General features: G+C 62.7%; 22 protein-coding genes and 1 tRNA gene. 19 read left to right on the forward strand and 4 right to left on the reverse strand.

Translation table 11 applies throughout. From position 1 onward, the window contains the following. Positions 1-200: 200 nt before the first annotated feature. From BGI27_RS18165 to BGI27_RS13665, 8 genes are all read left to right on the forward strand, one after another. Positions 201-3,437, forward strand: coding sequence for a putative Ig domain-containing protein (locus tag BGI27_RS18165; RefSeq protein WP_263406630.1), 3,237 nt, complete (start codon positions 201-203; stop codon positions 3,435-3,437). Then, complete coding sequence (locus BGI27_RS13640) at positions 3,370-4,497, forward strand: putative Ig domain-containing protein (RefSeq protein ID WP_263406632.1); 1,128 nt, start codon at positions 3,370-3,372, stop codon at positions 4,495-4,497. Before BGI27_RS18165 ends, BGI27_RS13640 begins: the two co-directional genes overlap by 68 nt. A gap of 280 nt (positions 4,498-4,777) precedes the next feature. Then, positions 4,778-6,034: a glycosyltransferase gene (locus BGI27_RS13645; protein ID WP_095525407.1), complete on the forward strand. Its 1,257-nt coding sequence runs from the start codon at positions 4,778-4,780 to the stop codon at positions 6,032-6,034. Beyond that, positions 6,022-7,389, forward strand: a complete 1,368-nt coding sequence (locus tag BGI27_RS13650; RefSeq protein WP_095525408.1) for an HlyD family type I secretion periplasmic adaptor subunit — start codon at positions 6,022-6,024, stop codon at positions 7,387-7,389. Before BGI27_RS13645 ends, BGI27_RS13650 begins: the two co-directional genes overlap by 13 nt. A 194-nt stretch (positions 7,390-7,583) precedes the next feature. Further along, entirely contained in the window at positions 7,584-8,189 is a 606-nt protein-coding gene (locus BGI27_RS13655) for a type IV toxin-antitoxin system AbiEi family antitoxin domain-containing protein (RefSeq protein ID WP_095525409.1), read from the forward strand. Continuing rightward, on the forward strand, positions 8,186-8,359 hold the full coding sequence (locus BGI27_RS13660; protein ID WP_223871805.1) for a hypothetical protein: 174 nt from the start codon (positions 8,186-8,188) through the stop codon (positions 8,357-8,359). Before BGI27_RS13655 ends, BGI27_RS13660 begins: the two co-directional genes overlap by 4 nt. Before the next feature lie 13 nt (positions 8,360-8,372). Continuing rightward, positions 8,373-9,605, forward strand: a complete 1,233-nt coding sequence (locus tag BGI27_RS18170) for a DEAD/DEAH box helicase (protein WP_223871806.1) — start codon at positions 8,373-8,375, stop codon at positions 9,603-9,605. A gap of 195 nt (positions 9,606-9,800) precedes the next feature. Then, complete coding sequence (locus BGI27_RS13665) at positions 9,801-13,451, forward strand: UvrD-helicase domain-containing protein (RefSeq protein ID WP_223871807.1); 3,651 nt, start codon at positions 9,801-9,803, stop codon at positions 13,449-13,451. 570 nt (positions 13,452-14,021) lie between these two features. On the opposite strand, the gene BGI27_RS13670 is transcribed toward BGI27_RS13665, so the two are convergent. Continuing rightward, positions 14,022-14,097: transfer RNA gene (locus tag BGI27_RS13670), tRNA-Ala, on the reverse strand. 171 nt (positions 14,098-14,268) lie between these two features. Between BGI27_RS13670 and dctP the strand changes: the two genes are divergently transcribed. Then, on the forward strand, positions 14,269-15,252 hold the full coding sequence (gene dctP, locus BGI27_RS13675) for a TRAP transporter substrate-binding protein DctP (protein WP_095525410.1): 984 nt from the start codon (positions 14,269-14,271) through the stop codon (positions 15,250-15,252). A 7-nt stretch (positions 15,253-15,259) separates the two neighbouring features. On the opposite strand, the gene BGI27_RS13680 is transcribed toward dctP, so the two are convergent. Both BGI27_RS13680 and mpl read right to left on the reverse strand, forming a co-directional pair. After that, positions 15,260-15,844: an SCO family protein gene (locus BGI27_RS13680; RefSeq protein ID WP_095525411.1), complete on the reverse strand. Its 585-nt coding sequence runs from the start codon at positions 15,842-15,844 to the stop codon at positions 15,260-15,262. After that, complete coding sequence (gene mpl / locus BGI27_RS13685) at positions 15,841-17,199, reverse strand: UDP-N-acetylmuramate:L-alanyl-gamma-D-glutamyl-meso-diaminopimelate ligase (RefSeq protein ID WP_095525412.1); 1,359 nt, start codon at positions 17,197-17,199, stop codon at positions 15,841-15,843. Before mpl ends, BGI27_RS13680 begins: the two co-directional genes overlap by 4 nt. Between mpl and BGI27_RS13690 the strand changes: the two genes are divergently transcribed. From BGI27_RS13690 to BGI27_RS13735, 10 genes are all read left to right on the forward strand, one after another. Beyond that, a complete protein-coding gene (locus BGI27_RS13690) occupies positions 17,198-17,878 on the forward strand; it encodes a hypothetical protein (RefSeq protein ID WP_223871808.1) in 681 nt (226 codons plus the stop codon). The genes mpl and BGI27_RS13690 overlap by 2 nt on opposite strands. Further along, complete coding sequence (locus BGI27_RS13695) at positions 17,868-18,425, forward strand: TlpA family protein disulfide reductase (protein WP_095525413.1); 558 nt, start codon at positions 17,868-17,870, stop codon at positions 18,423-18,425. Before BGI27_RS13690 ends, BGI27_RS13695 begins: the two co-directional genes overlap by 11 nt. Positions 18,426-18,471: 46 nt before the next feature. After that, on the forward strand, positions 18,472-18,984 hold the full coding sequence (aroQ, locus tag BGI27_RS13700) for a type II 3-dehydroquinate dehydratase (protein WP_095525414.1): 513 nt from the start codon (positions 18,472-18,474) through the stop codon (positions 18,982-18,984). 59 nt (positions 18,985-19,043) lie between these two features. Next, positions 19,044-19,502, forward strand: a complete 459-nt coding sequence (gene accB / locus BGI27_RS13705) for an acetyl-CoA carboxylase biotin carboxyl carrier protein (protein ID WP_095525415.1) — start codon at positions 19,044-19,046, stop codon at positions 19,500-19,502. Positions 19,503-19,589: 87 nt separating this feature from the next. After that, entirely contained in the window at positions 19,590-20,936 is a 1,347-nt protein-coding gene (gene accC, locus BGI27_RS13710; protein ID WP_095525416.1) for an acetyl-CoA carboxylase biotin carboxylase subunit, read from the forward strand. A gap of 13 nt (positions 20,937-20,949) precedes the next feature. Next, complete coding sequence (gene prmA, locus BGI27_RS13715; RefSeq protein WP_095525417.1) at positions 20,950-21,843, forward strand: 50S ribosomal protein L11 methyltransferase; 894 nt, start codon at positions 20,950-20,952, stop codon at positions 21,841-21,843. After that, positions 21,837-23,168, forward strand: coding sequence for a DUF3426 domain-containing protein (locus BGI27_RS13720; protein ID WP_095525423.1), 1,332 nt, complete (start codon positions 21,837-21,839; stop codon positions 23,166-23,168). The genes prmA and BGI27_RS13720 overlap by 7 nt, the downstream gene beginning before the upstream one ends. Before the next feature lie 28 nt (positions 23,169-23,196). Continuing rightward, a complete protein-coding gene (locus BGI27_RS13725) occupies positions 23,197-23,763 on the forward strand; it encodes a DOMON-like domain-containing protein (RefSeq protein ID WP_095525418.1) in 567 nt (188 codons plus the stop codon). After that, a complete protein-coding gene (locus BGI27_RS13730; protein WP_095525419.1) occupies positions 23,754-24,977 on the forward strand; it encodes an exo-beta-N-acetylmuramidase NamZ family protein in 1,224 nt (407 codons plus the stop codon). The genes BGI27_RS13725 and BGI27_RS13730 overlap by 10 nt, the downstream gene beginning before the upstream one ends. 263 nt (positions 24,978-25,240) lie before the next feature. Further along, the gene (locus tag BGI27_RS13735; protein WP_095525420.1) at positions 25,241-25,741 is read left to right on the forward strand and encodes an FxDxF family PEP-CTERM protein; all 501 of its coding nucleotides are present in this window, start codon (positions 25,241-25,243) and stop codon (positions 25,739-25,741) included. Positions 25,742-25,790: 49 nt separating this feature from the next. Here BGI27_RS13735 and BGI27_RS13740 read toward each other — a convergent pair whose 3' ends face one another. Beyond that, entirely contained in the window at positions 25,791-26,633 is an 843-nt protein-coding gene (locus BGI27_RS13740; RefSeq protein ID WP_095525421.1) for a methyl-accepting chemotaxis protein, read from the reverse strand. Positions 26,634-26,727 lie beyond the last annotated feature (94 nt).

The following is a 26,727-nucleotide window of genomic DNA, read 5'->3' on the forward strand; positions in this document are numbered from 1 at the left end:
GAAAAACAGTATTTCATGAAGCTCGGGGCTGTCTAGGAAACCCGGGGCGATTCAGTAAGACGCGTGTGTTCGACCTTGCGGGCTGGCTGAAGGCCAACGCAGGCGCCTTACTGTCGGCAACGGCCGAGACGCCGCTGGCTTTTGAGGGTACGGGCTTCGAGTTGACCGGCACGGTGGCCCCGGCAGGCGGGTTGGAGGCTGTGGCCTATGCGCAGTCTGGCGATCTGTTTGCTTCGGCCAACCTCGCCAACAACACCCCGACCGATGGCGATGACGTGCTCTATGGCACCGCCAATGGCGACATCCTAGACGCCGGTGCGGGCAATGACATCGCGCTGGGCTTGGCTGGCAATGACACGATCCTGGGTGGTGACGGCAACGACCTGATCCACGGCGGCGATGGCGATGATGTGCTGGAGGGCAATGCCGGAAACGATGTGATCTACGGCGGCTGGGGTGCGGATCAACTCACCGGCGGCACCGGCAATGACCAACTCTTCGGCGAATGGGGTGGCGACACCTACGTGTATCAGCCTGGCCACGGCGAAGTGATCATCGACGACGATCATCTCGTGCTCAACTGGGGCTACGGCGGTGGTGAAGGCGGTTACGGCGGTGAAATGTCTGCGCTTGCTGCTATGTCGTCCGGTTATGGTGGTGGGTATGGCGGTGCCATCGCCGACGATGCGCCCAACGTCCTCACCTTCGGTCCCGGTATCAGCCAGCAAGACCTGCGCTATTCGGAGCAAAACGGCGATCTGGTAATCGAGTTTGCCAACCAGCCCAGCGACCGGGTGATCCTGAGAGGCTATGAGCCGAATCGAGCCACACAGACCCGGTCGGTGGATATCATCCGCTTTGCCGACGGCGCCGAGATCGTGGCCGAGAACATCGATCCCACGGGCAAGACCGAGACGGCGGGCGATGAAGGCGGCTGGCTCGACGGCACCCCGTTTGCCGACACGCTGATCGGCGGTGACGGCGATGACACGCTGGGTGGCCAGGGTGGCGCGGACAGGCTGGTGGGTGGTGCAGGCTCGGACACTTACCGTATTCACAAGGAATGGGGTACTCGCCCAACCGAGACGCTCATTGCCGAGACCTGGCGCGAGCAGGACACGAACCGCATCGAGATCACCGGCGAAATCAACGCCGACGACCTGCGCCTGGAGTTCGACGGACGCGACCTGCTGTTGCGCCTGACTGAAGACGGCGATGCGATCCGCTTTGCCGGTTTCGACCCGCGCGCGCCGGGCATGCAGGCGCCGGTTTCGGAAATCAGCCTGCTCTGGTGGGGCGTCAGCTTGTCGCTCGATGAACTGATGGCGCGCGGGGTGCGCTATGGCGATCACACCCAAGATACCTACGACATCAACATTGGTGACGGCGAGGTTTTTATCGATGATGTCGCCGCCCCGGATGCTGGTAACGTGTTGCGCTTTGGGCTCGGCATCGATCCGGAAGCGTTACGCGCCAACCTGCGTTTTGAGGAGGACGGCAATGGTGGTCATTTGCTCCGTATCTCTTATGGCGGCGACGGCGACATTCTGCTTTTGACCGGATTCAATCCGAACGACGTCCTCGGAGGTGGCCATGCCGTTGATCGCTTCGAGTTCGTCGATGGCACGGTTTGGGATTACGCCGCCTTGGTTTCGGGTGGGTTCCTGGTTGAAGGCGACGAGCAATCGAACGAACTGACCGGGACAAACCTTGCCGACCGGCTCCATGGCGGCGGGGACAACGACGCGCTCCATGGAGGCGCAGGTAGCGATGAGTTGTATGGCGAGCAGGGCAACGACGTGCTCTCCGGTGACGCGGGTGACGATGCCTACGTCTTCAACAAAGGCGATGGCGTCGACACGATCATCGACAGTGGCGCGACCGATTTCAATTACATCCGCTTCGGGACTGACATCCGGCCCGAAGACATCCGCCATGAATGGGATGGCACCACGCTTGTCTTGCATTACAGCGATGACGATGCGGTGCGGATCGATAACTACTACGGTTCGGAAGGCAATCCGGTCATTCTGGCACTCGCGTTTGAAGACGGCACGGTGGTGTCTCTCACCGAACAGATGAACCGTGCTCCCGTGGCAACCCGGCAACTGGACGACACGATGGCGACAGAGGATCAAGATATCAGCCTGATTCTGCCCGCCGACCTGTTCAGCGATCCAGACGCATCCGACGAGATCCAGGTGGTGGTGAAACTGGCCAACGGAGAGCCGCTACCGGCATGGCTCAGTTTCGATCCTGTCTCCCGCACATTGAGCGGGAAAGCTGCCAACGATGACGTGGGTGACCTCGCGATTGTGGTGGAAGGCAAGGATCATTTCGGCGCAGCCGCCAGCATAAGCTTCAACATCAGCGTGCAAAACACCAATGACGCGCCCGAAGTCGGTGCGCCTTTGTCCGATCTGCGCGCCCTGGAAGACAGCGCCTTCAGCTTCACGCTGCCCGCAGGCAGCTTCCGCGATGTCGATGTGGGCGATGCGCTTACCTACACGGCCACGCTGGCAAACGGCGATCCGCTGCCTGCCTGGCTCACCTTTGATGCCCAAAACGGGACGTTCTCCGGCACCCCGGCCAACGGCGACGTGGGTGAGTTGCGGCTTGCCGTGACCGCGACCGACCTGGCAGGCGCATCGGCCAGCCAGACATTCGCGCTGGAGGTGACCAACACCAACGACGCCCCGACCATCGGCGCCGCGCTGGCCGCGCAGACTGCAACCGAAGACACTGCCTTCACCTTCACCGTGCCGACGGGCGCTTTCGCCGATGCGGATGTGGGTGACAGTCTGACTTACTCGGCGGCACTGGCGGATGGCTCTGCTTTGCCTGCATGGCTGCAACTGGATGCGGCGACCGGCACTTTCAGCGGCACGCCAGGCAACGACCATGTCGGCGCACTGGAGATTCGCGTAACGGCCAGCGATCTGGTGGGTGCCAGCATCAGCCAGTCGTTCAGCCTCACTGTGGCCAACACTAACGATGCACCGGAAGTCGCCGTTGCACTGGCCGACCAGCAAGCGACCGAGGACGCACCGTTTGCCTTCACCATTCCGCAAGAGGCTTTCCGCGACGTGGATGTAGGCGATACGCTCACGCTCTCGGCCACCCAGGCCGATGGCTCAGCGCTGCCGATCTGGCTCCAGTTCGATGCAGCGACGCGCACTTTCAGCGGCACACCAGCCAACGGCGACGTGGGCAGTGTCTCGGTGCGCCTGACGGCCTCTGATGTGGCTGGCGCACACACAGGCCAGCCAGACTTTCGCCATCGGTGTGACCAACGTCAACGACGCCCCCGAGGTCGGCACCCTTCTCGCCAACCAGACCGGACGCGCGGGCACGGCGCTGAGCTGGCAACTGCCCGGCACCGCGTTCGTCGATGTCGATGCGGGGGATGTGCTGGCCTACTCGGCCACCTTGGCTGACGGCAGCGCGCTACCCACGTGGCTCGCCTTCGACGCGGCCACCGGCACCTTCAGCGGCACCCCGGCCTCGGCAGGCAGCTATGCCCTGCGGGTCACCGCCACCGATCTGGCGGGTGCTTCGGCCAGCCAGAGCTTCACCCTGGCGGTCGAATTGGGCGGCGGCAACCAGGCACCGGTCACCACGCCGGACACGGCCAATCTGATCGAGGATCGCAAGCTCTTCACCTGGGGCAATGTGCTCGCCAACGACCGCGATCCGGAAGGCGAGCGCCTCTCGGTGGCTGATGCGGGCATCCGGCGCGGCGAATACGGCGTGTTGACCCTGCTCTCCAATGGTACCTACGCCTATGTGCTCGACGATTGCTCCACCAAGGTGCAAGGCTTGGGCGCGGGCGAGACGGTCACGGAGACCTTCAACTACCTGGCCAGCGACGGCGCATTGACGGTGACTGTGCAGGGCACCAACGACACGCCTGATCTGGTGCGCTGCCTCTCCGACGTGCAACTGGCCAAAGGCAAGGTATTCTCGTGGAAGGTGCCCGCAGGCAGCTTCCGCGACGCCGACCGCAACGACACGCTGAGCTACTCGGCCACCCTGTCCAACGGCAAGGCGCTGCCGAGTTGGCTCAAGTTCGATGCCGCCACGCAGACCTTCAGCGGCACGGCTCCGGCCAATGCCAAGGGCAGCATCGACGTGCGCGTCACCGCCAGCGATGGCCATGGCGAGTGCTCGACCGCCTCGGATAACTTCAAGGTGAGTTTTGGCAACAAGACGGTGGTGCCAACTGCCAGCAAGGGCAATGAAGGCGTAGGCAACGGCGCGGATGCGCCGCCTCCCGGTCACGGTGCCAACATCGATGACGGTGCAGGCATCTCGCCGGGGCAGCCGGGCCGCAAGCATGGCGGCGACCGTGACAATGACCCCCTGGGGCGTTTCCTCGACGGCTTCAAGCGTGATGACAAGTCCGACCCGTCGCAGCATTCGTCCTTGCCTGCGCTGGATCGCCGCTGGTTCGAGCAGTGGGGCGAGCAGCAGCAGGCATCCGGGCAGGAGGGTTAGGGCCAGGCCAATCACGATGTTGAGCGTCACTGGGCCGAATTGACCCATGCTCTGAACCGGCTCGATGCAGAACGACAGAGCGCGCCTGCGTGGAACCATGCCAATCAGGGGGCTGACCTTTCCGGATTGGTGGGCTGGATGCAGGGCGGTGGCCACGGCGCACGCGGCGGCGTCGATACCGTGTCGTTGGCCTGCGGTACGGGTACCCGGCTCAAAGGCTTCACTGGCATAAAGGAAGGGGTGGGGACATTGTCATGGTAAGCCGCGGTTACGTCTGCAAATGGCGCGCGTTCTGATCGCGTGGGAACTGGGCGAGGCCTTCGGGCATCTCGCCCGGTGCCTGCGGCTGGCCGAGGGGCTCGTGCTGCGGGGGCATGGCGTGACGCTGGTGCTCAAGGATGTTCGGTTGCCCGTCAGGCAGGGCTTGGTACCTGGCATCACCGTGTTGCCCGCGCCCCTGACTCCGCAGGTTGAGGCGGGTAGCAGTCCGCCGGTGAATTACGCCGATGTGTTGCGCGTCAGCGGTTTTTCTGACGAGCAGGATGTGGCTGCGCGGCTCAACGCTTGGCACGGGATTGTGGCCTTGGTTCGGCCTGATGTGCTGGTCGCCGACCATGCGCCGACGGCCCTGCTGGCAGCGCGAATGGCTGACATTCCTCATCTGTCCATCGGCAACGGCTTCTCGATTCCCCCAGCCGTTTACCCATGGCCTTCGATCCGACCATGGGAGGCTGTTTCCGAGCATGCCTTGGTCCATGCCGAGATGCGGCTCGACCGTGTGACGGAACTGGCACAGAAGGCGCTGGGCCATGGAATGGCGGCACGCCTGCGCGATTTATTTGGTACGCATGACATCCTGGATACCTTTGCCGAGCTCGACCACTATGGTGTTCGTGTGGATGGGCATTACGTTGGCCCCGTCGTCTCGGTGCCCAAAGCCTTGCGCGTTGCCTGGCAAGGCCAGGAACACCCCAGGATGCTGGTCTACCTGCGGCCCGCCGTGCCCGGTTTCATGGTGATTTTGCGGGCGCTTGCCCGGTTGGATGCCGAAGTGCTATGCGTTACGCCCGGCATGAACCCCGAGGTGGCAAAACGTTGTGCCACGCGGCGTTTGCGCATCGCGTTGGCGCCGGTTGATCTGCCACCCCTGCTTGAGCATGCTGATCTTGCGATCTGCTATGGCAACAGCGGCTTCTCGATCCAGGCTTTGTTGGCGGGGGTTCCGCTGGCAATGCGGCCGCGGTATATCGAACAGGCGCTTTTCGCGCATCGCGTTGAGGCGCTGGGGGCCGGCCAAGTGCTCGGCGGTCGGATGGATGCAGACCGCGTTATCGCGTCATTGCAGGAACTGCTCAGCAACCAGGTCTGTCGGCAGGCCGCCCGCGCGTTCAGGGATCGTCATTGCCATTTCTCCCCCAGCCAGGCTATCGAACAAAGCCTGCTCCTCATCGAGCGCACGTTTCTTGACGGGAGGAGCATCGAGCCCACCCGTAGGCCGCAAGAATCTCAGGAGCGTCCCCTAACATGCTTTCGTTGATTTCCCTCGTACAGCACGTCCACCGCGATCATCAGGATTTTCATCCACCACTGATCCGTTTGCAGCACAGCGCGCCGCATCCACAGGGGCGGCGGGTGCTGTGGATGCTGCTCGGCTTGCTGGTGTTTCTGCTGAGCTGGGCACTGCTCGGGCGTCTGGACATCGTGGCGGTGGCCGAGGGCAAGCTGGTGCCGGCCACCTACCTCAAGATCGTGCAGCCGCCGGAGGAGGGTATCGTCAAGGAAATCCTGGTGCACGAAGGTGAGACGGTGCGTGCCGGACAAACTCTGATGCGCATGGATGCGCTGATCACCGACGCCGATCTGGACGCCATTTCGACCGAGCACATGCGTAAGGCGCTTCAACTGGCACGCATTGATGCCGAACTCATCGGCAAGTCCCTACAGCCAGAGGTGCAGGCGCCGGTGATGCTGGTGCGCGAAACCAGGGCACAGTACCGAGCCAATCGCGATGCTTTGGCCGCCACTCTGGCAGAGGAACATAGCCGTTTGGTCAAAGCACAGCAGGAACTGGCGGCCGCCCGCCAGCAGCAAGAGCGACTGGAGGCGGTGCTGCCCCACTATCGCGAACAAGACATGGCCCAAGAGAAACTGGTTAAGGAAGGGTTTGCCGGAGGCCTGATAGGTTCGGACAAGCGGCGTGAGCGCATCGAGAAGGAACAGGAGCTGGCTACGCAAGGCCACTTGATCGCTTCTGCTCGAGCCAGCATTGAGCAGTCGCAGAAAAAGCTCAAGCAGATCGAGGCCGACTATCTTCGACAGTTGCACGCCGAGCGCAATGAGGCTCAGGCGCAGATCGACAAACTGGGCAAAGAACTGGAGAAACAGCAGCACCGGCGTGAATTGCTGGAATTGAAGGCTCCACAGGAGGGCGTGATCAAGGATCTGGCCACGCATACCTCTGGCACAGTGGTGCAGCCCGGCACCGTCTTGGCCAGCCTCGTGCCCCGCGAAGAAAAGCTCAAGGCCGAGGTGTGGGTTTCCAATGAGGACATTGGCTTTGTGCGTCCCGGGCAACCTGTCAAGCTGAAGTTCGCTGCCTATACCTTCCAGAAGTACGGCATGGGTCACGGCATGGTCGAGCATGTGAGTGCAGATGCACAAAGCGAGGAGGAAGCTCGTGACAAGGGGTTGCAAGGCAGCGGGCAAAGTCCGTTGCGTTACAAGGCTTTGGTGATGCTGGATGGAGGTGCTCTGGAAACAGATGGGGTGAAGTACCCCTTGTCCGTTGGGATGCAGACTACGGTGGAAATCCTGCTGGGTGACCGAACGGTGGCGGAATACCTGCTCTCGCCCGTGAAAAAGGCTTGGCACGAGGCTGGCCGGGAGCGATGAGCGAGCGATGCTGCATGCTTCACGGTTCGGATGGATGCACTGCGTCCGCCAGATGCCGGGTATCCACCAGTTTGCCGTGACCAATACGCGCGATGCAGCCGTACGGGCTTTATTGTTTCAACGTCGAACCGAGAGGTGTTTCTGTCTTTCGTCGATATTTTGCATTGAACGAATGAACGGAACATACTTACGGCATGCTTGTCAAGACTCACACCCAGCGAGTCCTTGCGCTGGCCAGCCAGAAGGGGTTGCTGCGCGCCAGCGATCTGGGCGCTATTGATGTGCCCCGGGTCGTCCTGGCGCGCCTGACTGCTGCCGGTCTGCTGGATAAGGTCGGGCGCGGCCTTTACTGTTTGCCCAGCCATTCGGGGGCGGAGCATGAAGGGCTTGCGAGTGTCGCTACCAAAGTACTGCAAGCCGTATTCTGCCTTCTGACGGCTCTCCAGCTTCACGAACTGGCCACTCCAATGTCATGCCCGATCTGGATCGCCATGCCACGTGGCAGCCATACCCCGCGCATCGCCTACCCGCCGCTCAAGATGGTTCAGATGACGGGGTACGCTTACTCCGAAGGCATAGAGACGGTGGAGCTCGATGGCGTTGCGCTACGCGTGTATGGCGTCGCCAAGACCGTGGCGGACTGCTTCAAGCATCGCAACAAGATCGGCCTGGATGTGGCACTGGCGGTGCTGAAGGAGGTGCGCGCTGAGCACAGGCCATCGATGGACGATCTATGGCGCTACGCGAAGATCTGCCGGATGACCAACGTCATGCGCCCTTATCTGGAAGCCATCGAATGAGCAGCATTGCGGTTTTCGTTTGCCCCCGCCTGCTCAACGTCGGCCTGCTGGCCAAGGCGATCAAGGCCATCTTCGAGCGGCGCGGCATGGCCGTACCTGGTGAGTTGCCCGTAGGCCTTACCTCGTGGCGCTGCTGCGGGCTGGCTTGGAACCAGCGTTGCACCGGGTAGCTCGATGATGGTCATGTCGCTTGTATCCATCGACCTGGAAGTCGGCTGCGAAAGCGGACGCATCCATCGGCTGGCCGGGGTGCATGGCGATGGAAGTGCTTCTCTTGCCTTTCCACCCGGCAAGCTGCCTGGTGCGCTCGATGCCCTGGACCGCCTCGCCGACGGCGTTGCATTTCTTCTGGGGCACAACCTGATCGCCTTCGATCTGCCGCAGTTGCGTGCAGCCCAACCCAACCTGCGGCTGCTCGGAAAGCCCGCCATCGATACGTTACGCCTCAATCCGCTGGCCTTCCCGCGCAACCCCTACCATCATCTCGTCAAACACTATCAGGACGGCGCCTTGCTCGGCAACCGCCGCAACGATCCACTGCTGGACGCCAAACTTGCCCTGCAAGTCTTTACCGATCAGTGCGCCAGCCTGAAGGCTATGCAGGAAGTTTCGCCCGACCTCCTGCTCACGTGGCATTGGTTGACGACACAAGATCATGGCACGGGCGGGCTCGATCATTTCTTCACCGAAGTTCGCGGCGCTGGCAGACCGTACGCATCACAGGTCAGGGCGGCACTCACCCGTTTGCTGGACAACACCGCCTGCGCAGAAGTCGGCGCAGACATCATCCTCAAGGCGGAGCAATTTTCCTGGGCGCTGGCTTATGCGCTTGCCTGGATGTCGGTGGCAGGCGGCAATTCGGTGATGCCACCATGGGTGCGCCACCAATTCCCTGAAGCCGGGCGATTGATCCGGGCCTTGCGTGACAGACCCTGTTCCAGCCCGGGCTGTGTCTGGTGCCGTCGCGAACACGATGCCTTGACCCAGTTGAAGCTGTGGTATGGCAGGGATTACGACTTCCGCCCCGAACCGGTGGACGCTGCCAGCGGTTTGCCTTTGCAGCGAGTGATCGTCGAAGCGGCGATGCGCGGTGAGCATGCGCTGGGTATCTTGCCCACCGGCACAGGCAAGTCGCTGTGCTACCAGGTGCCTGCCCTGTCGCGTTTCGTGCGCACCGGAGCGCTATCCATCGTCATCTCGCCGTTGGTGGCGCTGATGGAAGATCAGGTCAAAGGATTGCGTGAGCGTGGCATCGAGGGCTGTGCGGCCATCAACGGCCTGCTATCCATGCCCGAGCGCGCAGACGTGCTGGAGCGGGTGCGCCTGGGCGACATCGGTATTCTGCTCATTGCGCCGGAGCAACTGCGCAACAAGAGTGTGCGCAAGGTGCTGGCGCAGCGCGAAATCGGCGCATAGATTTTTGACGAGGCACACTGTCTGTCCAAGTGGGGGCAGGATTTTCGCCCCGATTATCGTTACGTCGCCCGCTTCATCCGCGAAAGTACCGAGGCCAGTCCGGGCGGCGAACTGCCGTTGATCCAGTGCCTGACAGCCACTGCCAAGCCCGAGGTTGTGAGCGACATCGTGGGGCACTTTCGGGAAAAGTTGGGCGTGCAACTGCGTGTGTTCGATGGTGGGTCAAAGCGTGACAATCTCAAGTTCGACGTGATCGAAACCACCCCAGCGGAAAAATTCGCCCAGGTTGCCCGCTTGGTCGAGCAGGCATTGCCTGCTCATCTGTCTGGCGGCGCCATCGCTTACTGCGCTACGCGCAAGCAGACCGAGGATCTGGCGGCCTTTCTGCATGACAAAGGATTCGCGGCCAAGCCCTACCACGCGAAATTGCAGCCGGAAACCAAGAAGGAAACGCAGAAAGCGTTCATTGAGGGCGCGTTGCGCGTCATTGCGGCGACCAACGCCTTTGGCATGGGTATCGACAAGCCCGACGTGCGCCTTGTCGTCCATGCCGATATCCCAGGTTCACTGGAAAACTATCTGCAGGAAGCGGGGCGCGACCGCGCGCAAGCGCATTGCGTGCTGCTCTATACCGTCGATGACGTGGAACGCCAGCACGGCATGTCGGCGGCCTCGCGCCTGTCGCGGCGCGATATCCAGAGCGTGCTGCGTGCCCTGCGCCAGTTGCAGCGCAAGAAAGAGCGCGATCAGGCGCTGGTCGCCACCTCCGGCGAAATACTGGATGAAGACGAAGACGGCAAGTTCAAGCGCGACGGTGCGACCGACGACACCCGCGTGCGCACAGCCATCGCTTGGCTGGAAGAGGCCGGGCTGGTGCGCCGCGAGGAGAACACAGTACAGATATTCCCTTCGTCGTTGCGCATCAAAAGCCGGGACGACGCCGAGCGCAGGCTGACACACGTCGATGCCGCCTATCGCCAGAGATGCCTGGCGCTGATTGACATTCTGCTGGCTGCACCCGCGGACGAAGGGCTGTCCACCGATGAGTTGATGGCCGCTACTGGTTTCAACGCCGAAGCGCTGCGCGAAACCCTGTTTCTTTTCGACCGTCTGGGCATCGCCAGCAACGACATGGCGATGACCGCTTACGTTCATGTGGCTGTCGAGCACTCGTCGAAGAAACGTTTCGATGAAGCCTGTGCGCTGGAGCGGGCCGCCATCGCGGCCCTGCGGGAGGAAGCGCCTGACCTCGGTGCGGGTGATGCCGCACCCCTGCACCTACGCCTGCTGGCTCAACGGTTGAAGGATCAGGGTATCCCTGTGCTGCCACAGCGGCTGCGCCAGATCATTGTCGGACTGGCGGGTGATGGACGCGATGGTGAAGACGGCAAAGGCAGCCTGACCTTGAAGCGTGGCGCCGATCCCGAAACGGTTCATTTCACGCTCAACCGTCCGTGGCGCGTGCTGGAAAAGATTGCCGAACGCCGCCGCAGCGCCGCCGAAAAGCTGCTGGAACATTGGTTGTCCAGCCTGCCGCAAGGCACACGCGGTATCGATCAACTGTCGGAAACCACCTTGGGAAAGCTCACCGCCAGTGTGACGGGCGACGCCTTTCTGGCCACCGAAACCAAGGATATGCGCAAGCTGGTGGAGCGAGCGCTGTTGTGGCTGCACGAACAGGAGGTGCTGCGCCTGAACAAGGGGTTGGCTATTTTCCGTGCTGCCATGACCCTGCATCTGGAAAGCAACTGGAAACTGCAATTCGAAAAAAGCAACTACCAGCCCTTGTCCATGCACTACGACGAGCTGACGCGGCAGATCCACATCATGGCGGAATACGCCGAGCTCGGTGTCAGAAAAATGGCGGATGCGGTGAACCTTACCCTGGACTATTTCAGTTTACCGCGCGAGGAATTCCTTCGGCGCTGGCTACCGGGGCGCGAAAACGAGCTGACGCGCCAGACCACGCCACAGTCCTGGGACACCATCGTCGAAATCCTCTCCCGTCCCCACCAGCGCAACATCGTTGCCGACGACCGGGAGAACGCCAACGTGCTGGTGCTCGCCGGTCCCGGCTCGGGCAAGACCCGAGTACTCGTCCACCGCATTGCCTATCTGATACGCATCCGCCGCGAGAACCCGCGGACCGTACTGGCCCTGGCCTACAATCGTCACGCAGCGCTGGAGATTCGCAGGCGGCTGGTTGAACTCCTTGGCGATGATGCACACGGCGTCACCGTACTTACCTGTCACGCACTGGCCATGCGGTTGGTCGGCGCGAGCTTTGCGGATCGTGTCGGCGAAGAAGCCGATTTCAGTGCCGTGTTGGCGGAAGCGACAGACCTTCTCGACGGTCGCGATCTGCCGCCGGAAGACGCCGATATGCGGCGTGACCGCCTGCTGGCCGGTTTTCGCTGGATTCTGGTGGACGAGTATCAGGACATCGGCCCCGGCCAGTACGCGCTGATTGCGGCGTTGGTGGGGCGCAAGCGCAGCGACGAGGATGGTCGCCTGAGCCTGTTTGCGGTGGGCGATGACGACCAGAACATCTATGCTTTCGCCGGAGCCTCGGTGGAGTTCATCCGTCGCTTCAGCGAGGACTACAAAGCCAGGACGGAATTCCTGATCGAGAACTACCGCAGTACACACCACATCATCGACGTCGCCAACCGCGTGATCGCCCGCGCAGCATCACGGATGAAGACCGAGGCGATACGGGTGAACGCTGTCCGTGCCAAATCCGCACCTGGTGGAAGCTGGCAAAAAATCGATCCTGTCGTGCAGGGGCGCGTGCAGATACTGCCTGCAGGCTACAACGCGCAGCAACAGGCATTGGCCATCTATACCGAATTGCGACGCATGATGGCCTTGGGCCTCGACCCTGCCAGAACAGCGGTCATCGCTTGCCAATGGAAGTTTCTCGATCCCCTGCGCGCAGCCTTGGAGGCTGCGGGAATTCCTGTGTCCATGGCCGATGAAGAAGCGCCGCCGCTGTGGCGCTTGCGCGAAACGCAGACATTGCTGGCGTATCTTGAGGATCGGCAAGCGGCCTCCCATCGCCGTTTGTTGAGGGCGGAGGAGCTTCAATCCTGGCTGGCCAAGCAGGGCGGCACGGGCTGGTGGCCCATCCTGGACGAAGCCATCGTCGCGTTTGCCGAAGACACCCAGGGGGTGGAGGTTTCACTGGCCTTCTTTCGTGACTGGCTGGCCGAATGGGGGCGAGCCAGCCGTAGCAAGCAAACCGGCATCCTGCTATTGACCGCGCACCGCGCCAAGGGACTGGAATTCGATCATGTGTTCGTCCTCGACGGCGAATGGCGTCCCGGCCGCAATGAAGAGCCGGATGCTGTGTTGCGCCTCTACTACGTCGCCATGACGCGTGCTCGCGTCATGCTGACACTGGCACGGATGGATACAGGCAATGTGATGATCGATGCGCTGGACCAACACTCCTCCCTCATGCGCCGATCACCCATGCCATGGTTACCGGTCCCTGGGCCCATGGGATGTCGGTATTACCTGCCCAGTCTGAGAGAGATCGATCTGGGGTTCACGGGCCGGCAAAATACCCATCACCGCGCGCATCAAGCCATCGCCAACCTGCATGTAGGCGATGAGCTGCGCTATATCTCGGACGAACGTGGTGTTCGGCTCGAAGATATATCCGGAACGCCCGTCGGGCGCTTATCCAAGCGCTTTGTGCCACCTCCCGGTCTACGCTGCCAAACGGCCCGGGTCCGCGCCATTCTGCTCTGGCGAAAATCCGACAGCGCACCGGAATATCAAGCCCAGTACCGCCGTGAAACCTGGGAAGTCGTGCTGCCGGAGCTAATCTTCGTACCCTGATTGGTGGTGCTGTAACTCATCGACATTTGATGCCGTACACGATGGCTGCGTACGCCACAGGGCAGAGACTGTTTAGGCTCTGTCGTGAGAGGCCGGCGGGCGTCGGTAGCAGAGCGCAGCGTATTGCTTTGCGCGGCTGTAGTCGGTTTGTTATGCCAAGCCTGACCTGTGAGGCGAACGCGGTTCCGTGGGGCCGGCTTCAGCCGGACCGCTGTGGTGGGCGCCAGGCTGAAACCGTGGAAAAGCGCAACGCAGGAACTGGCCGATTCGGGGCTCCGTTCATGCTTCGATCCCGCAGCACGAACGGGGTTGAAGCATCGGTAGCCCAAGCATAACTGTTGGTTTCCGGAACGAGTTCTGCCGTTTCGAGACACCGTCGATCAGTTGGAGCAAGGCTACGAACGGTTTCGAGGGGCGTATGGGGCTTGAACACATCCAATGGACTGCACGTGTGGCAGACGTAATTGTTTGCCAGGGATTTGCCGCACTCGATACGCAGAAACTGGTGCTACAAAGTAAAACAACGCACTGCATCGAATGATTTAGTGCGTTGTTTTACAAGACTTTCGGTGGTGGAGAGGAGGAGGATCGAACTCCCGACCTTCGCATTGCGAACGCGACGCTCTCCCAGCTGAGCTACCCCCCCACGGAAGGCGGCAATTATACGGCAGGGTTCCGGGTTTGCAAGCAGGGCGCGGAGGCTTCGGGCGAGCACTGGCTCGTGTCAGGGCTTGTGCCAATAGGGCAAACGGCAATGCCCATAAGTGCTGGATAGGGCAAGCATCCCTCCCTCGATTTCCGGGTGAGGAGAATGAAAATGCGCTTCGCATTGCTGGGCAGACTGTTGGCATTGGCGGCGGCCTGCGGTCTGAGTGCCGTGGCTACGGGCAAGGAGCTGATCCTCGCGGAGATCCATCCGCCCGGGCATGTGCTGGTGCAGTCCGAGGAGTTCATGGCGCAACGGCTGACGGAGGCGACGGGGGCCGGGTTGCAGCTGCGTGTGAGTCACAGCGGGCAGACGGGGGGTGAGGGGCAGAGCTGGCAGAAGGTGAAGGAAGGTTCGTTGGATCTTGCGCGCGTCAATCTGTCCGCGTTGGTCAATGATCTGCCGGCCGTGAAGCTGTTGAGCCTGCCTTACCTGTTCCGTTCGCGGGATCACATGTGGCACGTGCTGGAGGGGGATTTCGGCAAACGTATCCAGACCGAGGCGGAGAAGGCGGGGGCTGTGGTGCTGGCGTATTACGACAGCGGGGTGCGTTCCTTCTACACCACGAAGAAGCCGATCCGCAGCCTGGCGGATTTCAAGGGGTTACGCGTCCGCGTGCAGGATTCGCCTGTATATATGGATCTGATCGACCGCCTTGGGGGGACGCCGGTGGTGTTGCCCTACGAGAAGGTGACCGATGCCCTGCGGGATGGCGAGATCGATGCGGCGGAGAACAATGCGCCGTCCTACGTGCTCAGCGGGCATTACAAATACGCCCGTTACTACAGCCTGGACGAACATTCCTCGGTGCCCGAGGTGCTGGTGATTTCGCGCAAGTCATGGCTGCAACTGACGGAGGCCGAACGCAAGGCTTTGCAAGAGGCGGCGTCTGCGTCCTCCGTGTTCATGCGCAAGTTGTGGGGAGAGAGCGAGATCCAGGCGCTGGCGCGTGCCAGACGTGAAGGCGTGGTGGTGACGGAGAAGAGCCAGATCGCCATGTCCGGCATCGAGGCCTTTGCGGTCAAGCTCTATTCGAAATACATCACCAACTACCCGGATATGGAGACGGTTCTGGCGATCCTGCGGACCAAGTGAGGCAGCTTCATTGACCTGCCAGCAGCAGGCAGAGATCCTCGGCGAGACGTTGCGGCGTCTCGCCGTGGCGTACGAACAGTCGGGCTTGCCCGGCGGGATCGAAAACGTAGCAGCCAGCGGTGTGATCGATGGTGTAGAAGTCGCCGCTGTCGTTCTTTTTCTTGTAATAGACGCCGAATTCACCGGCGACGGCCGCAAGCTCGGCTTCACTGCCGCTGAGTGCCAGATAGTCGGGATTGAAGGCCGTGACGTAGCGTCCCAGGCGCTCAGGTGTGTCACGTCCGGGGTCCACGCTGACGAAGATCACCTGCACGCGCGCGCCATCGGCGCCCAGCAACTGCTGGGTCTGACGCAGCATCATCAGACTGGTCGGGCAGACATCGGGGCAGAAGGTGTAACCGAAGAAGACGGCCACTACCTTGCCCTGGAAGTCCGCCAGCGTATGCGTGCGACCGTGCTGGTCGCGTAGGCGCTGCAGACCCGGGCCGTAGCGGGCCTTGGGCGTGCTGACGTTGTTGAAGCGTGGCCCGTCGTCACAACCCGGTAGTGCAATACCGGCCAGCAGGGCGGTGATGAACTGGCGGCGCTTCATGTCCGCTTGCCCCGGCGCAGGGCGTCCAGGATCTTGTCATGCACGCCGCGGAAACCGCCATTGCTCATGACCAGCACTTGGTCGCCATGGCGGGCCTCGGCCGCGACCGTTGCCACCAGATCTTCCAGTCGTTCGAAACAGCGTGCGTGCGTACCCATGGGAGCCAGTGCGGCAGCGGCATCCCAGCCCAGACCGGCGGTGTAGCAATAGACCAGATCGGTTTCCGCGAGGCTTGCCAGCAGCTGGTCCTTCATGACACCGAGCTTCATGGTGTTGGAGCGGGGCTCCAGCACCGCGAGGATGCGTCGCTTGCCCACCCGGCGACGCAGGCCGGCCACGGTGGTGGCGATCGCGGTGGGGTGATGGGCGAAGTCGTCATAGACGGTGATGTCATTGACCATGCCGCGCGCCTCCAGCCGGCGCTTGACCCCTGCGAAGCGGGTTAGCGCCTGTGCTGCGGTAGCGGGCGTCACTCCCACGTGGCGGGCCGCCGCGAGTGCAGCCAGGGCGTTGAGGCGGTTGTGCTGGCCGGTCAGCGGCAGCTCGCAACTTGCAAGCGCTTCGCCCTTGAGGCTGAAGCTGGCGGGGCTGCGGCCGTCGTCCGCGCTGACATCCCATTCCCCTTCGCCGCCAAACCATTCCAGCTCGCTCCAGCATCCACGCCCGATCACGCGGCGCAGGCTCTCCTCGCTGCCGTTGGCGATGATGCGGCCGTGGCGCGGGATGGTGCGTACCAAGTGGTGGAACTGGGTTTCGATGGCGGCGAGATCGGGAAAGATGTCGGCGTGGTCGAATTCCAGGTTGTTGAGGATGGCCGTGCGCGGCCGGTAATGCACGAACTTCGAGCGCTTGTCGCAAAAAGCAGTGTCGTATTCATCCGCTTCGACGACGAAGAAGGGCGTATCGGTGAGGCGTGCCGAGATGCCGAAGTTCGAGGGCACGCCGCCGATCAGGAAACCAGGGGCGAGCCCGGCATCCTCCAGGATCCAGGCGAGCAGTGAGCTGGTGGTGGTTTTTCCGTGCGTGCCGGCCACGGCGAGCACCCATTTGCCGCGCAGGATGTTGTCTGCCAGCCACTGTGGGCCGGAAGTGTAGGGCAGACCCTGATCTAGGATCGCCTCCAGCAGCGGGTTGCCGCGCGAGATCGCATTGCCGACCACGAACAGGTCCGGCTGCATGGCCAGCTGGTCCGGGGAATAGCCTTCGATCAGCGCCACGCCCTGTTCGACGAGCTGCGTGCTCATGGGGGGATACACGTTGGCGTCGCAGCCCGTGACGGTGAAGCCCGCCTGGCGGGCGAGCAGCGCGATGCCACCCATGAAGGTGCCGCAGATGCCGAGGATGTGGATGTGCATGGCCGGGGTTGGGGTCTGTCTGCCCTATGTACAATGGCACGATTCTACCTTCGCCATCCGTGCTATGCCTGCCCGCTCCAACAACGTCGATTCCGTGCTGGGCGACCTGCGCCACAACATCGCCAGCCAGGCGGCGCGTCTGATCGCCGAGGAAGGCATCGAGGATTACGCGCTGGCCAAGCGCAAGGCAGCGCGCCAGCTTGGCGTGCCCGAGAAGGATCTGCCCAGCAATGCCGAGGTGGAAGAGGCTCTGCAGGCCTGGCGTGCGCTGTTCCATGACGAGCAGGACGTGGAACGCCTGCAGCGGCTACGCGAGGCGGCCGTGGTCGTGATGGAACTGCTCGACCCCTTTCGCCCCTACGTCACTGGCGCTGTGCTGGATGGCCTGGTGGACGCGTTTTCCGAGGTGGTGCTGGAGCTCTATGCGGACAGTGCCAAGGATGTGGAAATCTTCCTGCTGGGGCAGGAGGTGCCTTTCGATCACCACGAGCCGCGCCGTGGCCCGGACGCGCCGGAGGCGATCCTGCTGCTCGATTGCGATGACGTGCCGGTGCGTGTCAACGTATACGGGCATATCGCTGAGCGCAGCCAGCGGCGCAGCCCGGGCGGCCAGACGCAGGTGCGCCTGCGCCTGGATGCCTTTCGCGCCTTCCTGAAGAATCTGCCCGATGCGGCCTGAACGGCGGCGTCTGCTGGGGGTGGGAGGGGCGCTGCTGCTTGGAGCATCGGCTGGCTGGCTGGCGCGTGAGCGCCGACCTGATCCCGGCGTGCCTGAATCCGCCCGGGCGGCGTTGCAGGCCTTGCTGGCAAGCAGCATGCCCGACCTGGCTGGGCTGCCGCAGCCCCTGGTCGGCTGGCGCGGCCATCCCTTGCTGATCAACTTCTGGGCGAGCTGGTGCCAGCCGTGCCGTGCCGAGATGCCGCTGCTCGACACCGTTTCGCGCCGTCACGCGGGGCAAGGCCTGCGGGTGCTGGGGATTGCCTGGGATACGGCGGAGAATGCACGCGCCTTTCTGCAGGAGTTTCCGGTGAGCTATCCGGTGCTGCTGGCCGACGATGCGATCGCGGAGCGCCTGGTCGCGCTGGGCAACCCCGCCCAGGGGATCCCTTTTTCGCTGTTCGTGACTGCGCTGGGGGAAATTGCTTCCCTGCGGCTGGGCGCATTTTCAGCGCAGGAGCTGGACGACCGCCTGGAGGCCATTCTTCCCCGAATGGGAGCTAGTTGAAGGGAAATATGGACAATCTGCAGCGAATTGCGGCAAACTCGCCGACATGAAGAAAGCCGCGAACAAGAAAGCGAAGCCTGCGGAGACTGCCACAGAGGCCGAATCTGCGGCGCCGCAAGCGCGTATTCTGGTCCTGCAAGGACCAAATCTCAACATGCTTGGCGTGCGGGAGCCCGGCATCTATGGTTGCACCACACTCGCCGACATCCATCTGGCGATGGAAGATCGTGCCCGCGCCAGCGGCGCCTTGCTCGAATCCTTCCAGAGCAATCATGAAGGCGAACTGATCGACCGTATCCAGGCAGCCTACAGCGAAGGCGTCGACTTCATCATCATCAATCCCGGCGGCCTGGGGCATACCAGCGTGGCACTGCGCGATGCATTGTCCGGCGTGGCCATCCCCTTCATCGAGGTGCACATCTCCAACGTGCATGCACGCGAGCCCTTCCGGCACCACACCTACACATCGGGTGTTGCGCTGGGCGTGATCTGCGGGCTGGGGCCGGAAGGCTACCAGTATGCCCTTGACTATGCGCTGACGCGTCTGTTGTCGCGCTGATCATACGAATATCCGGCAGCCCCGTTCGGGGCTGTCTTCAACTATCTGGAGTGTGAGACATGGATCTGAGAAAGCTCAAGAAACTCATCGACCTGGTGCAGGAGTCCGGCATCGCCGAACTGGAAGTCACCGAGGGCGAAGAGAAGGTGCGTATCGCCAAGCATCTGCCGGCTGCGGCCGCCCCCGTGAATTACGTGACCCAGGTGCCGGCCGGCCAGGCTGCTGCGCCGGTCGCCGCAGCCGTCAGTGCTCCGGCCGCAGCCGTTGAAGCGGCCCAGCCCGAAGGCACCGTGGTCAAGTCGCCGATGGTCGGTACCTTCTATCGCTCCTCCGCGCCGGGCTCCAAGGCGTTCGTCGATGTCGGCGATACCGTGGCCGTGGGCGATGCACTTTGCATCATCGAAGCCATGAAGCTGATGAACGAGATCGAATCCGACGCCGCTGGCGTGATCAAGGCCATCCTCGTCGAGAACGGCCAGCCCGTGGAATTCGGCCAGCCGCTGTTCATCGTTGGATAAATCAGTGACACGTGACAGGGCGATACGCGACACGTCTGCAGGACTGCCACGCATCACGAATCACGCATCACGTATCACGAGGTTTTCATGTTCGACAAGATCCTGATTGCTAACCGCGGCGAGATCGCGCTGCGCGTGCTGCGCGCCTGCCGCGAGCTGGGCATCCGCACGGTGGCCGTGCACTCCGAGGCGGATGCCGAGGCGAAATACGTCAAGCTCGCCGATGAATCCGTCTGCATCGGCCCGGCCTCCTCGGCGCAGAGCTACCTGAACATTCCCCGCATCATCGCTGCTGCGGAAGTGACCGATGCCGAGGCCATCCACCCTGGCTACGGCTTCCTTTCCGAAAATGCCGACTTTGCCGAGCGCGTCGAATCCTCCGGCTTTGTCTTCATCGGACCGCGTCCCGAGACCATCCGCCTGATGGGGGACAAGGTTTCCGCCAAGCAGGCCATGATCGAGGCTGGTGTGCCTTGTGTGCCGGGCTCCGGTGGTGCCCTGCCGGATGATCCGAAGGAGATCGTGAAGATCGCCCGCGCCATTGGTTACCCTGTCATCATCAAGGCTTCAGGCGGTGGTGGCGGGCGCGGCATGCGCGTGGTGCATACCGAGAGCGCCCTGATTTCTTCCGTGGCGACGACGCGTACCGAAGCCGGTGCCGCGTTCGGCAATCCCACGGTGTACATGGAGAAGTTCCTCGAGAATCCGCGCCACATCGAAATCCAGGTACTGGTCGACGAGCATGGGCATGCCATCTATCTGGGCGAGCGCGACTGCTCGATGCAGCGCCGCCACCAGAAGGTGATCGAAGAGGCGCCGGCGCCTGGCATCGACCGTAAGCTGATCGCCAAGGTCGGCGAAGCCTGCGTGGCTGCCTGCAAGCGCATCAATTATCGCGGCGCGGGTACTTTCGAGTTCCTCTATGAGAACGGTGAATTTTTCTTCATCGAGATGAACACCCGTGTGCAGGTGGAGCATCCGGTGACCGAGCTCATCACCGGCATCGATATCGTGCAGGAACAGATCCGCGTGGCCGCAGGCGAGAAGCTGCGCAACACGCAGAAGGATGTACACCTGCGCGGGCATGCCATCGAGTGCCGCATCAATGCCGAAGACCCGTTCAAGTTCACGCCGTCCCCCGGCAAGATCGTGACCTGGCACACGCCGGGCGGCCCGGGCATCCGCGTCGATTCGCACGTGTTCACGGGTTATACCGTGCCACCGCATTACGACTCGATGATCGGCAAGGTGATCGCCTATGGCGATACCCGCGAACAGGCGATCCGCCGGCTGCGCATCGCGCTCTCCGAAATGGCCGTCGAGGGCATCAAGACCAACATTCCGCTGCACCAGGAAATGCTCATGGACTCCCACTTCCTGCAAGGCGGCATGAGCATCCACTACCTGGAAAAGAAGCTCGCGGGCAATACCTGAACGGAGTGGCGACATGTGGCATTCCGTTTCCCTGAAAGCGCCTGCCGAGCAGGCAGAGGCCCTGTCCGAAGCGCTGATGGAGGCCGGCGCATTGTCGGTCTCGATCGAGGATGCCGACGCCGGCACCGACGCTGAAAAACCGCAGTTCGGTGAGCCGGGCAGCATCAACGAGCGCCTGTGGGATCACAGCGTGGTGATCGCGCTGTTCGATGCGGACGCCGACATTCCGGTCTTGCTGGCCGCAGCGGTCAGCGAGGCCGGGCTCGATAGCGTGCCGGACTTCAGCGTGGAGACCGTCGAGGAGCAGAACTGGGTGCAGCTTACCCAGGCGCAGTTCGATCCGATCCACATCAACGATCAACTCTGGATTGTGCCCTCCTGGCATACCGCGCCCGATCCCGCTGCGATCAATATCGAGATGGATCCGGGCATGGCCTTCGGCACTGGTTCGCATCCCACCACGCGGCTGTGCCTGCAATGGCTGTGCGGTGCGGTCAGGCCCGGGCTGAGCGTGCTCGACTACGGCTGCGGCTCCGGCATCCTCGGCATTGCCGCTGCCAGGTTGGGGGCGGGCGAGGTGCTGGGCTGCGACATCGACACCGCTGCCGTGGAAGCCAGTGCCGCGAATGCCGTGCGTAACCGCGTGGCAAACGCTCGTTGGCAGGATAGTGCCTATCCGGTGACCGGGCTTTACGATATCGTCGTTGCCAACATCCTCACCAATCCGTTGTGCGTTCTGGCGCCCACGCTAGTGGCCCGAGTGAAACCCGGTGGCCGGCTGGCGCTCTCTGGCGTGCTTGCCACGCAGGCGGATCAGGTCATCGCGGCCTATGCACCCTGGGTTGCGCTTGAAGTCGGGGATGAACACGAGGGTTGGATCAGGCTGGAGGGTACCAAGGCATGTTGACCACGCGCTGCCCGCATTGCGCCAAGGTGTTCCGGATCCGTCCGGAACAGCTGAGCCTGCGTGGCGGCCGTGTACGCTGTGGCAATTGCCAGCAGGCCTTTTCGGCGTTGGCGCATCTGGGCGAGATGGATGAGGAGGCGCTGCCGGGTACGCATGCACCCGAGCCGGTTACTGCAGTAAAGCCCCTGGATAAACCGGTGACCGCACCTGTGACGGAGTCCGTCAACGCGGCATCCCAGCCTGCACCTGTGCAAATTCCGTCCGTACCGCCGGTGGCTCCCGTGCAACCAGTGCCGGTTCCGCCGGCAGCGGAGGCTGTACCCGAGCGTGTCGTCTCCGCGCCACGTCCGGCTCCCGCGCCCAGGGCGCCGCAGATCAGTCCAGAATTCCTGCAATCGGCACCGATCCCGCTGCACGAAAGCTCGCCGCTGGCCAAATTCGGTGAGGTGGCGTTTCCCGCGCTGGATCTGCCGACATCGGGGCAGCCGGGCATCGAAGCACCGGCCTTCGTCGCGCTGGATGGCGGCAGAGTAGAAGAGCCGGCGCTGGGTGACGAATTCACCATGCATATCTCGATGCCCGACGAGGATACCGAGGTGCCCGTCACGCAGGAGAAGCCGGCTGAACCCGAACCCTACCGCTCGAAGATCGCCGAAGAGCTTGGTGTTGCGCCCTACGAGCCTTCGCGTGAGCTGGATATGAGGCAGACCGTGATGCTTGAGGAGCCGCTCGACGTGATCGAATTGCGGCCGCTGGATCGGGGGCCTGATTCCTTGTTCGACGAGCGGGCGCGCCAGATGGCCGCGCGCCATGCGGGCGTGGAGGATCGACGCAAGCGGGCGCGCCGGGCCGGCAGGGCAGGCTGGGCGGCCGGACTCTTCTTGCTTTTGCTGCTGATCCTGTTGCAGGGGGCCTATCTCTTCCGCATGGAAATCCCGCGTGCCGTTCCCGACTGGCGCCCGGCGCTGGAGCGGGCCTGTGCGCTGATCAACTGCAATGTGCCGTATCCGCGCAATGCCGAACTGGTCTCGCTCGAAGGGCACAGCTTCAATCCGGAGGATGGTGCGGAGGGCAATTACCGGCTGATCATGACGCTGTTCAACCGGGCATCCTATCCGCAGGAATGGCCGCATGTGGAATTGACCATCACCGACCGTTTCGACATTGCCATCTCCCGGCGCGTGCTCAAGCCCGGGGAATGGCTGCCGACGGCTTACCGCCATCTGCCTGCTTTCGAGAGCCATACCGAGGTCACTGCCAGCCTCGGATTGAACATCGGCGAGCTGCCTGCCGCCGGTTACCGGCTCTACGTCTTCTATCCCTGATTCCCCGGGCGCCACCTGTCCGTCCCCGATGCGCCTGTCCGCTCGCCTGCTGCCTCATCCTGTCTGCATCGGTGTGCCCTCTCTGCAGCTGGAGGTGATGATTGCGCGCGGGGCGGACGGGCTGCTGCTGGATTACCGCGTGGCTGGGGATCTGACGGCCTTGCGCTGGCCGGTGCCGGCCGCCGGGTTTGCCGATGGTCTGTGGCAGCACACATGCTTCGAGGCTTTCGTGGCGGAGGCCAGGGGCCGGGCTTACCGGGAGTTCAACCTGTCGCCGGGCGGGCAATGGGCTGCCTATGCCTTTCACGACTGGCGCCAGCGTGCCGACTGGACACCGCAGGTCGCACTTGGCGTGCAAGTCGTGCGGGCAGATGGCGTGTTCCGGCTGCATGCCTTGCTGCCGGATGCGTTGCTGCCGGGAGGAGCCTTGTGCCTGGGGCTTACCGCCGTCACCGAGCGGCTGGATGGCCAACTCGATTACTGGGCGTTGACGCATGCCGGTGAGCGCCCGGATTTCCATGCCCGCGCGGGCTTCACCATTGAACTGCCGGATGCGCCCGGGGCGCGTCCCCAGGGAGATCTGTCATGTCTGTAAAGCTGCAAACCGGCCTTGACCGCTTGCTGGCCGACCCTGCGCTGCGTGCGCCACTGGCCGGGCGCCGCGTCGCGCTGTTGGCGCATCCGGCCTCAGTGACGCCGACGTTGACCCATGCGCTGGATGCGCTGGCCGAGCTGCCGGATCTCAAGCTGAGCGCAGCCTTCGGGCCGCAACACGGTCTGCGTGGTGACAAGCAGGACAACATGGTCGAGTCGCCGGATTATCTCGATCCTCGTCTGGGCATTCCCGTTTTCAGTCTGTATGGCGATGTGCGTCGGCCTACGGCAGAGATGATGGCGAGCTTCGATGTGCTGCTCGTCGATCTGCAGGATCTGGGCTGTCGTATCTATACCTTCATCACCACTTTGCGCTATGTGCTGGAAGAGGCTGCACGCCATGGCAAGGCCGTTTGGGTGCTGGATCGTCCCAATCCGGCTGGCCGACCCGTGGAAGGGCTCACCTTGCGCGAGGGCTGGGAAAGTTTCGTCGGAGCAGGCCCGATGCCGATGCGCCATGGTCTGACCATGGGGGAGCTGGGGGACTGGTTCGTCGCTAGGCTGGGCCTGACGCTGGAATACCGCGTGATCGAGATGCAGGGGTGGCAGCCCGGGCTGGGGCCGGGATATGGCTGGCCGATTGAGCGAGCCTGGATCAATCCCAGCCCGAATGCCGCGAATCTTTCCATGGCGCGTGCCTATGCCGGCACCGTGATGTTGGAAGGCACGACGCTTTCCGAAGGGCGTGGCACGACGCGGCCGCTGGAGCTTTTCGGTGCGCCCGACATCGATGCGGGTACCGTGCTGGCGGAGATGCGCCGCCTGGCGCCGGACTGGCTGGCAGGCTGCGTGTTGCGCGAATGCTGGTTCGAGCCCACCTTCCACAAGCACGTCGGCAAGCTGTGCAGTGGCGTGCAGATTCATGTGGAGGCCGCACATTACAACCATGCGACCTTCCGCCCCTGGCGCCTGCAGGCGCTGGCCTTCAAGGCCGTGCGCACCTGCTACCCGGAATACCGGTTGTGGCGCGAGTTTTCCTACGAGTACGAACACGACCGGCTGGCCATCGACCTCATCAACGGCTCTTCCCTATTGCGCGAATGGGTGGATGATGCGCACGCAACACCTGACGGACTGGACGCTCTGGCTCGTGTGGATGAAGCCGCCTGGATCGAGGCTCGCCAGCCTTTCCTGCGCTACACCGACGCTGATTGAGGTTCCAATAAGAGGGAAGCATAAACATCATTGCTGGGCTTCCGTGAGCCGGTGCCTGCAGGCGTGAATCATGTCACGATCCGGGACAGGGAATTTCTCCGGAAAATCGGCTAGTTGATTGATGTTGATGAATGTTTTTTTGTTTCCGAGTGATACGGAATTTCATTTTGCATGCATCGCGAGCCTGCGATACCTTCAGGAACATGGCGCATGAATGGCAACCGCCTTCCATGCGCCATTTTTTTCCTCAGGAGAGAGAACCCATGGCAAACACAAAAATGATTTCGGGGTACCTGGCGGTAGCGGGCGCCCTGTTGGTCCTGTCGTCTGGTGCGCAGGCGGTGACGGTAGATTGGGGTGTGCATGACACGAGCGAATCACAACGCCTGTACAGCAGCCTTTTCTCGTCGTCCCCGTATAACTCGACGTTCACATTTTCGCTGCAATCCCTGAGCGATCTGTTGGCGAGCTTCACCACGGGCCTGACGGGTTCAGGTTCCGTCGGTCTTTTCTCTGCCGACAATACACAGATCGGCAGCTTCAGCTTCGGGGGGACTTACTCAACGTCTTCACTGACATTCAGTAGCCTGGGGGCGGGAGATTATTACTACACCATCTCCGGTGCCGGGTATTCCCCCATTATCGGCGCGAATTTCAGCTCGACACTGACGCCTGTCTCCGCGGTGCCTAAGCCTGGCAGTCTGGCGATGCTGCTGGCCGGTCTGGGCATGGTCGGTCTGCTGGCCCGGCGCCGTACGGCGTAATCCATCGGGCGTCGGACGGCCCGTATGAAGGCGCGGGCCATGGCGGCGCTTACTGAAGGCGATAGCGCGAGGTGATTCCGTGCATCTCGCGCGCTAGGCGATCCACCTCCAGGGCCGCGCTGGCTGCCTGTTCTGCGGAAGCCGATCCTTCCTCAGCCATCTGGGCGATACGTTCCACCAGTGTGGCGATCGTATTGGCTGCCGACCCCTGCTCGCGGATTTCGCTGGCGATTTCCTCGCTACGAGTCCCGGCTTCATCGCTGGCCTGATGAATCCTGCCGATGGCCTGCTCTGCTTCGCGTGCACCCAGCTCGCCTTGCTCCACGCGGGCCTGGGCGTTGTGCATGCAGTCCACCGCGCTGCCGGCGCGTTCCAGCATGATCTGGATGGTGCCCGAAATTTCCTGTGTGGAATTGGCTGTGCGCTCGGCAAGCTTGCGTACCTCGTCGGCCACCACCGCAAAGCCGCGCCCCTGTTCGCCGGCACGAGCTGCCTCGATGGCTGCGTTCAGTGCGAGCAGGTTGGTCTGCTCGGCGACTTCCCTGATCACGCCGACGACGTTGCCGACTTGCTGCCCCTGCTCGGCAAGGCTGTCGATCAGGGCCGAGGCTTCGTGTACCGCGGCAGCGATCGCGTGGATGTTGTCCGCCGTACGCCCGATCACCGTAGTGCCGGCACTGGCCAGCTGCCCCGATTGCAGCGAGAGCTTGCCGGCTTCACTGGCCCGTTCTGCGACATGGTTCACGCTGACGGTCATCTCCTCGACGTTCGCGGCCATGTCCGAGGCGGCTTCGCTCTGCCGCATCGAGCCATCGGCCGTCCGGGTGGCCGTTCCGCGCATCTGCGTTGCCGCCGCCGCCAGGGATTGGGCACCTTTGGCGATGCTGCCCATGTTTTCCTGCAACGTATCGATCAGCTGGTTCAGGGCCTGTGAATCGCCCCGGGTTTCCTAGACAGCCCCGAGCTTCATGAAATACTGTTTTTCA

Source organism: Candidatus Dactylopiibacterium carminicum (assembly GCF_014736495.1).
GTDB classification, from domain to species: domain Bacteria; phylum Pseudomonadota; class Gammaproteobacteria; order Burkholderiales; family Rhodocyclaceae; genus Uliginosibacterium; species Uliginosibacterium carminicum.

What these genes read in the sequence shown, in the direction of transcription:
- BGI27_RS13720 (WP_095525423.1), top strand. Translation starts at nt 21,837, where the DNA reads ATGTTGACCACGCGCTGCCCGCATTGCGCCAAGGTGTTCCGGATCCGT.
- BGI27_RS13660 (WP_223871805.1), top strand. Translation starts at nt 8,186, where the DNA reads ATGAGCAGCATTGCGGTTTTCGTTTGCCCCCGCCTGCTCAACGTCGGC.
- BGI27_RS13740 (WP_095525421.1), bottom strand. Translation starts at nt 26,633, where the DNA reads ATGGGCAGCATCGCCAAAGGTGCCCAATCCCTGGCGGCGGCGGCAACG.
- BGI27_RS13725 (WP_095525418.1), top strand. Translation starts at nt 23,197, where the DNA reads ATGCGCCTGTCCGCTCGCCTGCTGCCTCATCCTGTCTGCATCGGTGTG.
- mpl (WP_095525412.1), bottom strand. Translation starts at nt 17,199, where the DNA reads ATGCACATCCACATCCTCGGCATCTGCGGCACCTTCATGGGTGGCATC.
- BGI27_RS18170 (WP_223871806.1), top strand. Translation starts at nt 8,373, where the DNA reads ATGTCGCTTGTATCCATCGACCTGGAAGTCGGCTGCGAAAGCGGACGC.
- BGI27_RS13645 (WP_095525407.1), top strand. Translation starts at nt 4,778, where the DNA reads ATGGCGCGCGTTCTGATCGCGTGGGAACTGGGCGAGGCCTTCGGGCAT.
- BGI27_RS13680 (WP_095525411.1), bottom strand. Translation starts at nt 15,844, where the DNA reads ATGAAGCGCCGCCAGTTCATCACCGCCCTGCTGGCCGGTATTGCACTA.
- BGI27_RS13735 (WP_095525420.1), top strand. Translation starts at nt 25,241, where the DNA reads ATGGCAAACACAAAAATGATTTCGGGGTACCTGGCGGTAGCGGGCGCC.
- accB (WP_095525415.1), top strand. Translation starts at nt 19,044, where the DNA reads ATGGATCTGAGAAAGCTCAAGAAACTCATCGACCTGGTGCAGGAGTCC.
- BGI27_RS13730 (WP_095525419.1), top strand. Translation starts at nt 23,754, where the DNA reads ATGTCTGTAAAGCTGCAAACCGGCCTTGACCGCTTGCTGGCCGACCCT.
- BGI27_RS13690 (WP_223871808.1), top strand. Translation starts at nt 17,198, where the DNA reads ATGGCCGGGGTTGGGGTCTGTCTGCCCTATGTACAATGGCACGATTCT.
- BGI27_RS13650 (WP_095525408.1), top strand. Translation starts at nt 6,022, where the DNA reads ATGCTTTCGTTGATTTCCCTCGTACAGCACGTCCACCGCGATCATCAG.
- prmA (WP_095525417.1), top strand. Translation starts at nt 20,950, where the DNA reads ATGTGGCATTCCGTTTCCCTGAAAGCGCCTGCCGAGCAGGCAGAGGCC.
- aroQ (WP_095525414.1), top strand. Translation starts at nt 18,472, where the DNA reads ATGAAGAAAGCCGCGAACAAGAAAGCGAAGCCTGCGGAGACTGCCACA.
- dctP (WP_095525410.1), top strand. Translation starts at nt 14,269, where the DNA reads ATGCGCTTCGCATTGCTGGGCAGACTGTTGGCATTGGCGGCGGCCTGC.
- BGI27_RS13695 (WP_095525413.1), top strand. Translation starts at nt 17,868, where the DNA reads ATGCGGCCTGAACGGCGGCGTCTGCTGGGGGTGGGAGGGGCGCTGCTG.
- BGI27_RS13655 (WP_095525409.1), top strand. Translation starts at nt 7,584, where the DNA reads ATGCTTGTCAAGACTCACACCCAGCGAGTCCTTGCGCTGGCCAGCCAG.
- accC (WP_095525416.1), top strand. Translation starts at nt 19,590, where the DNA reads ATGTTCGACAAGATCCTGATTGCTAACCGCGGCGAGATCGCGCTGCGC.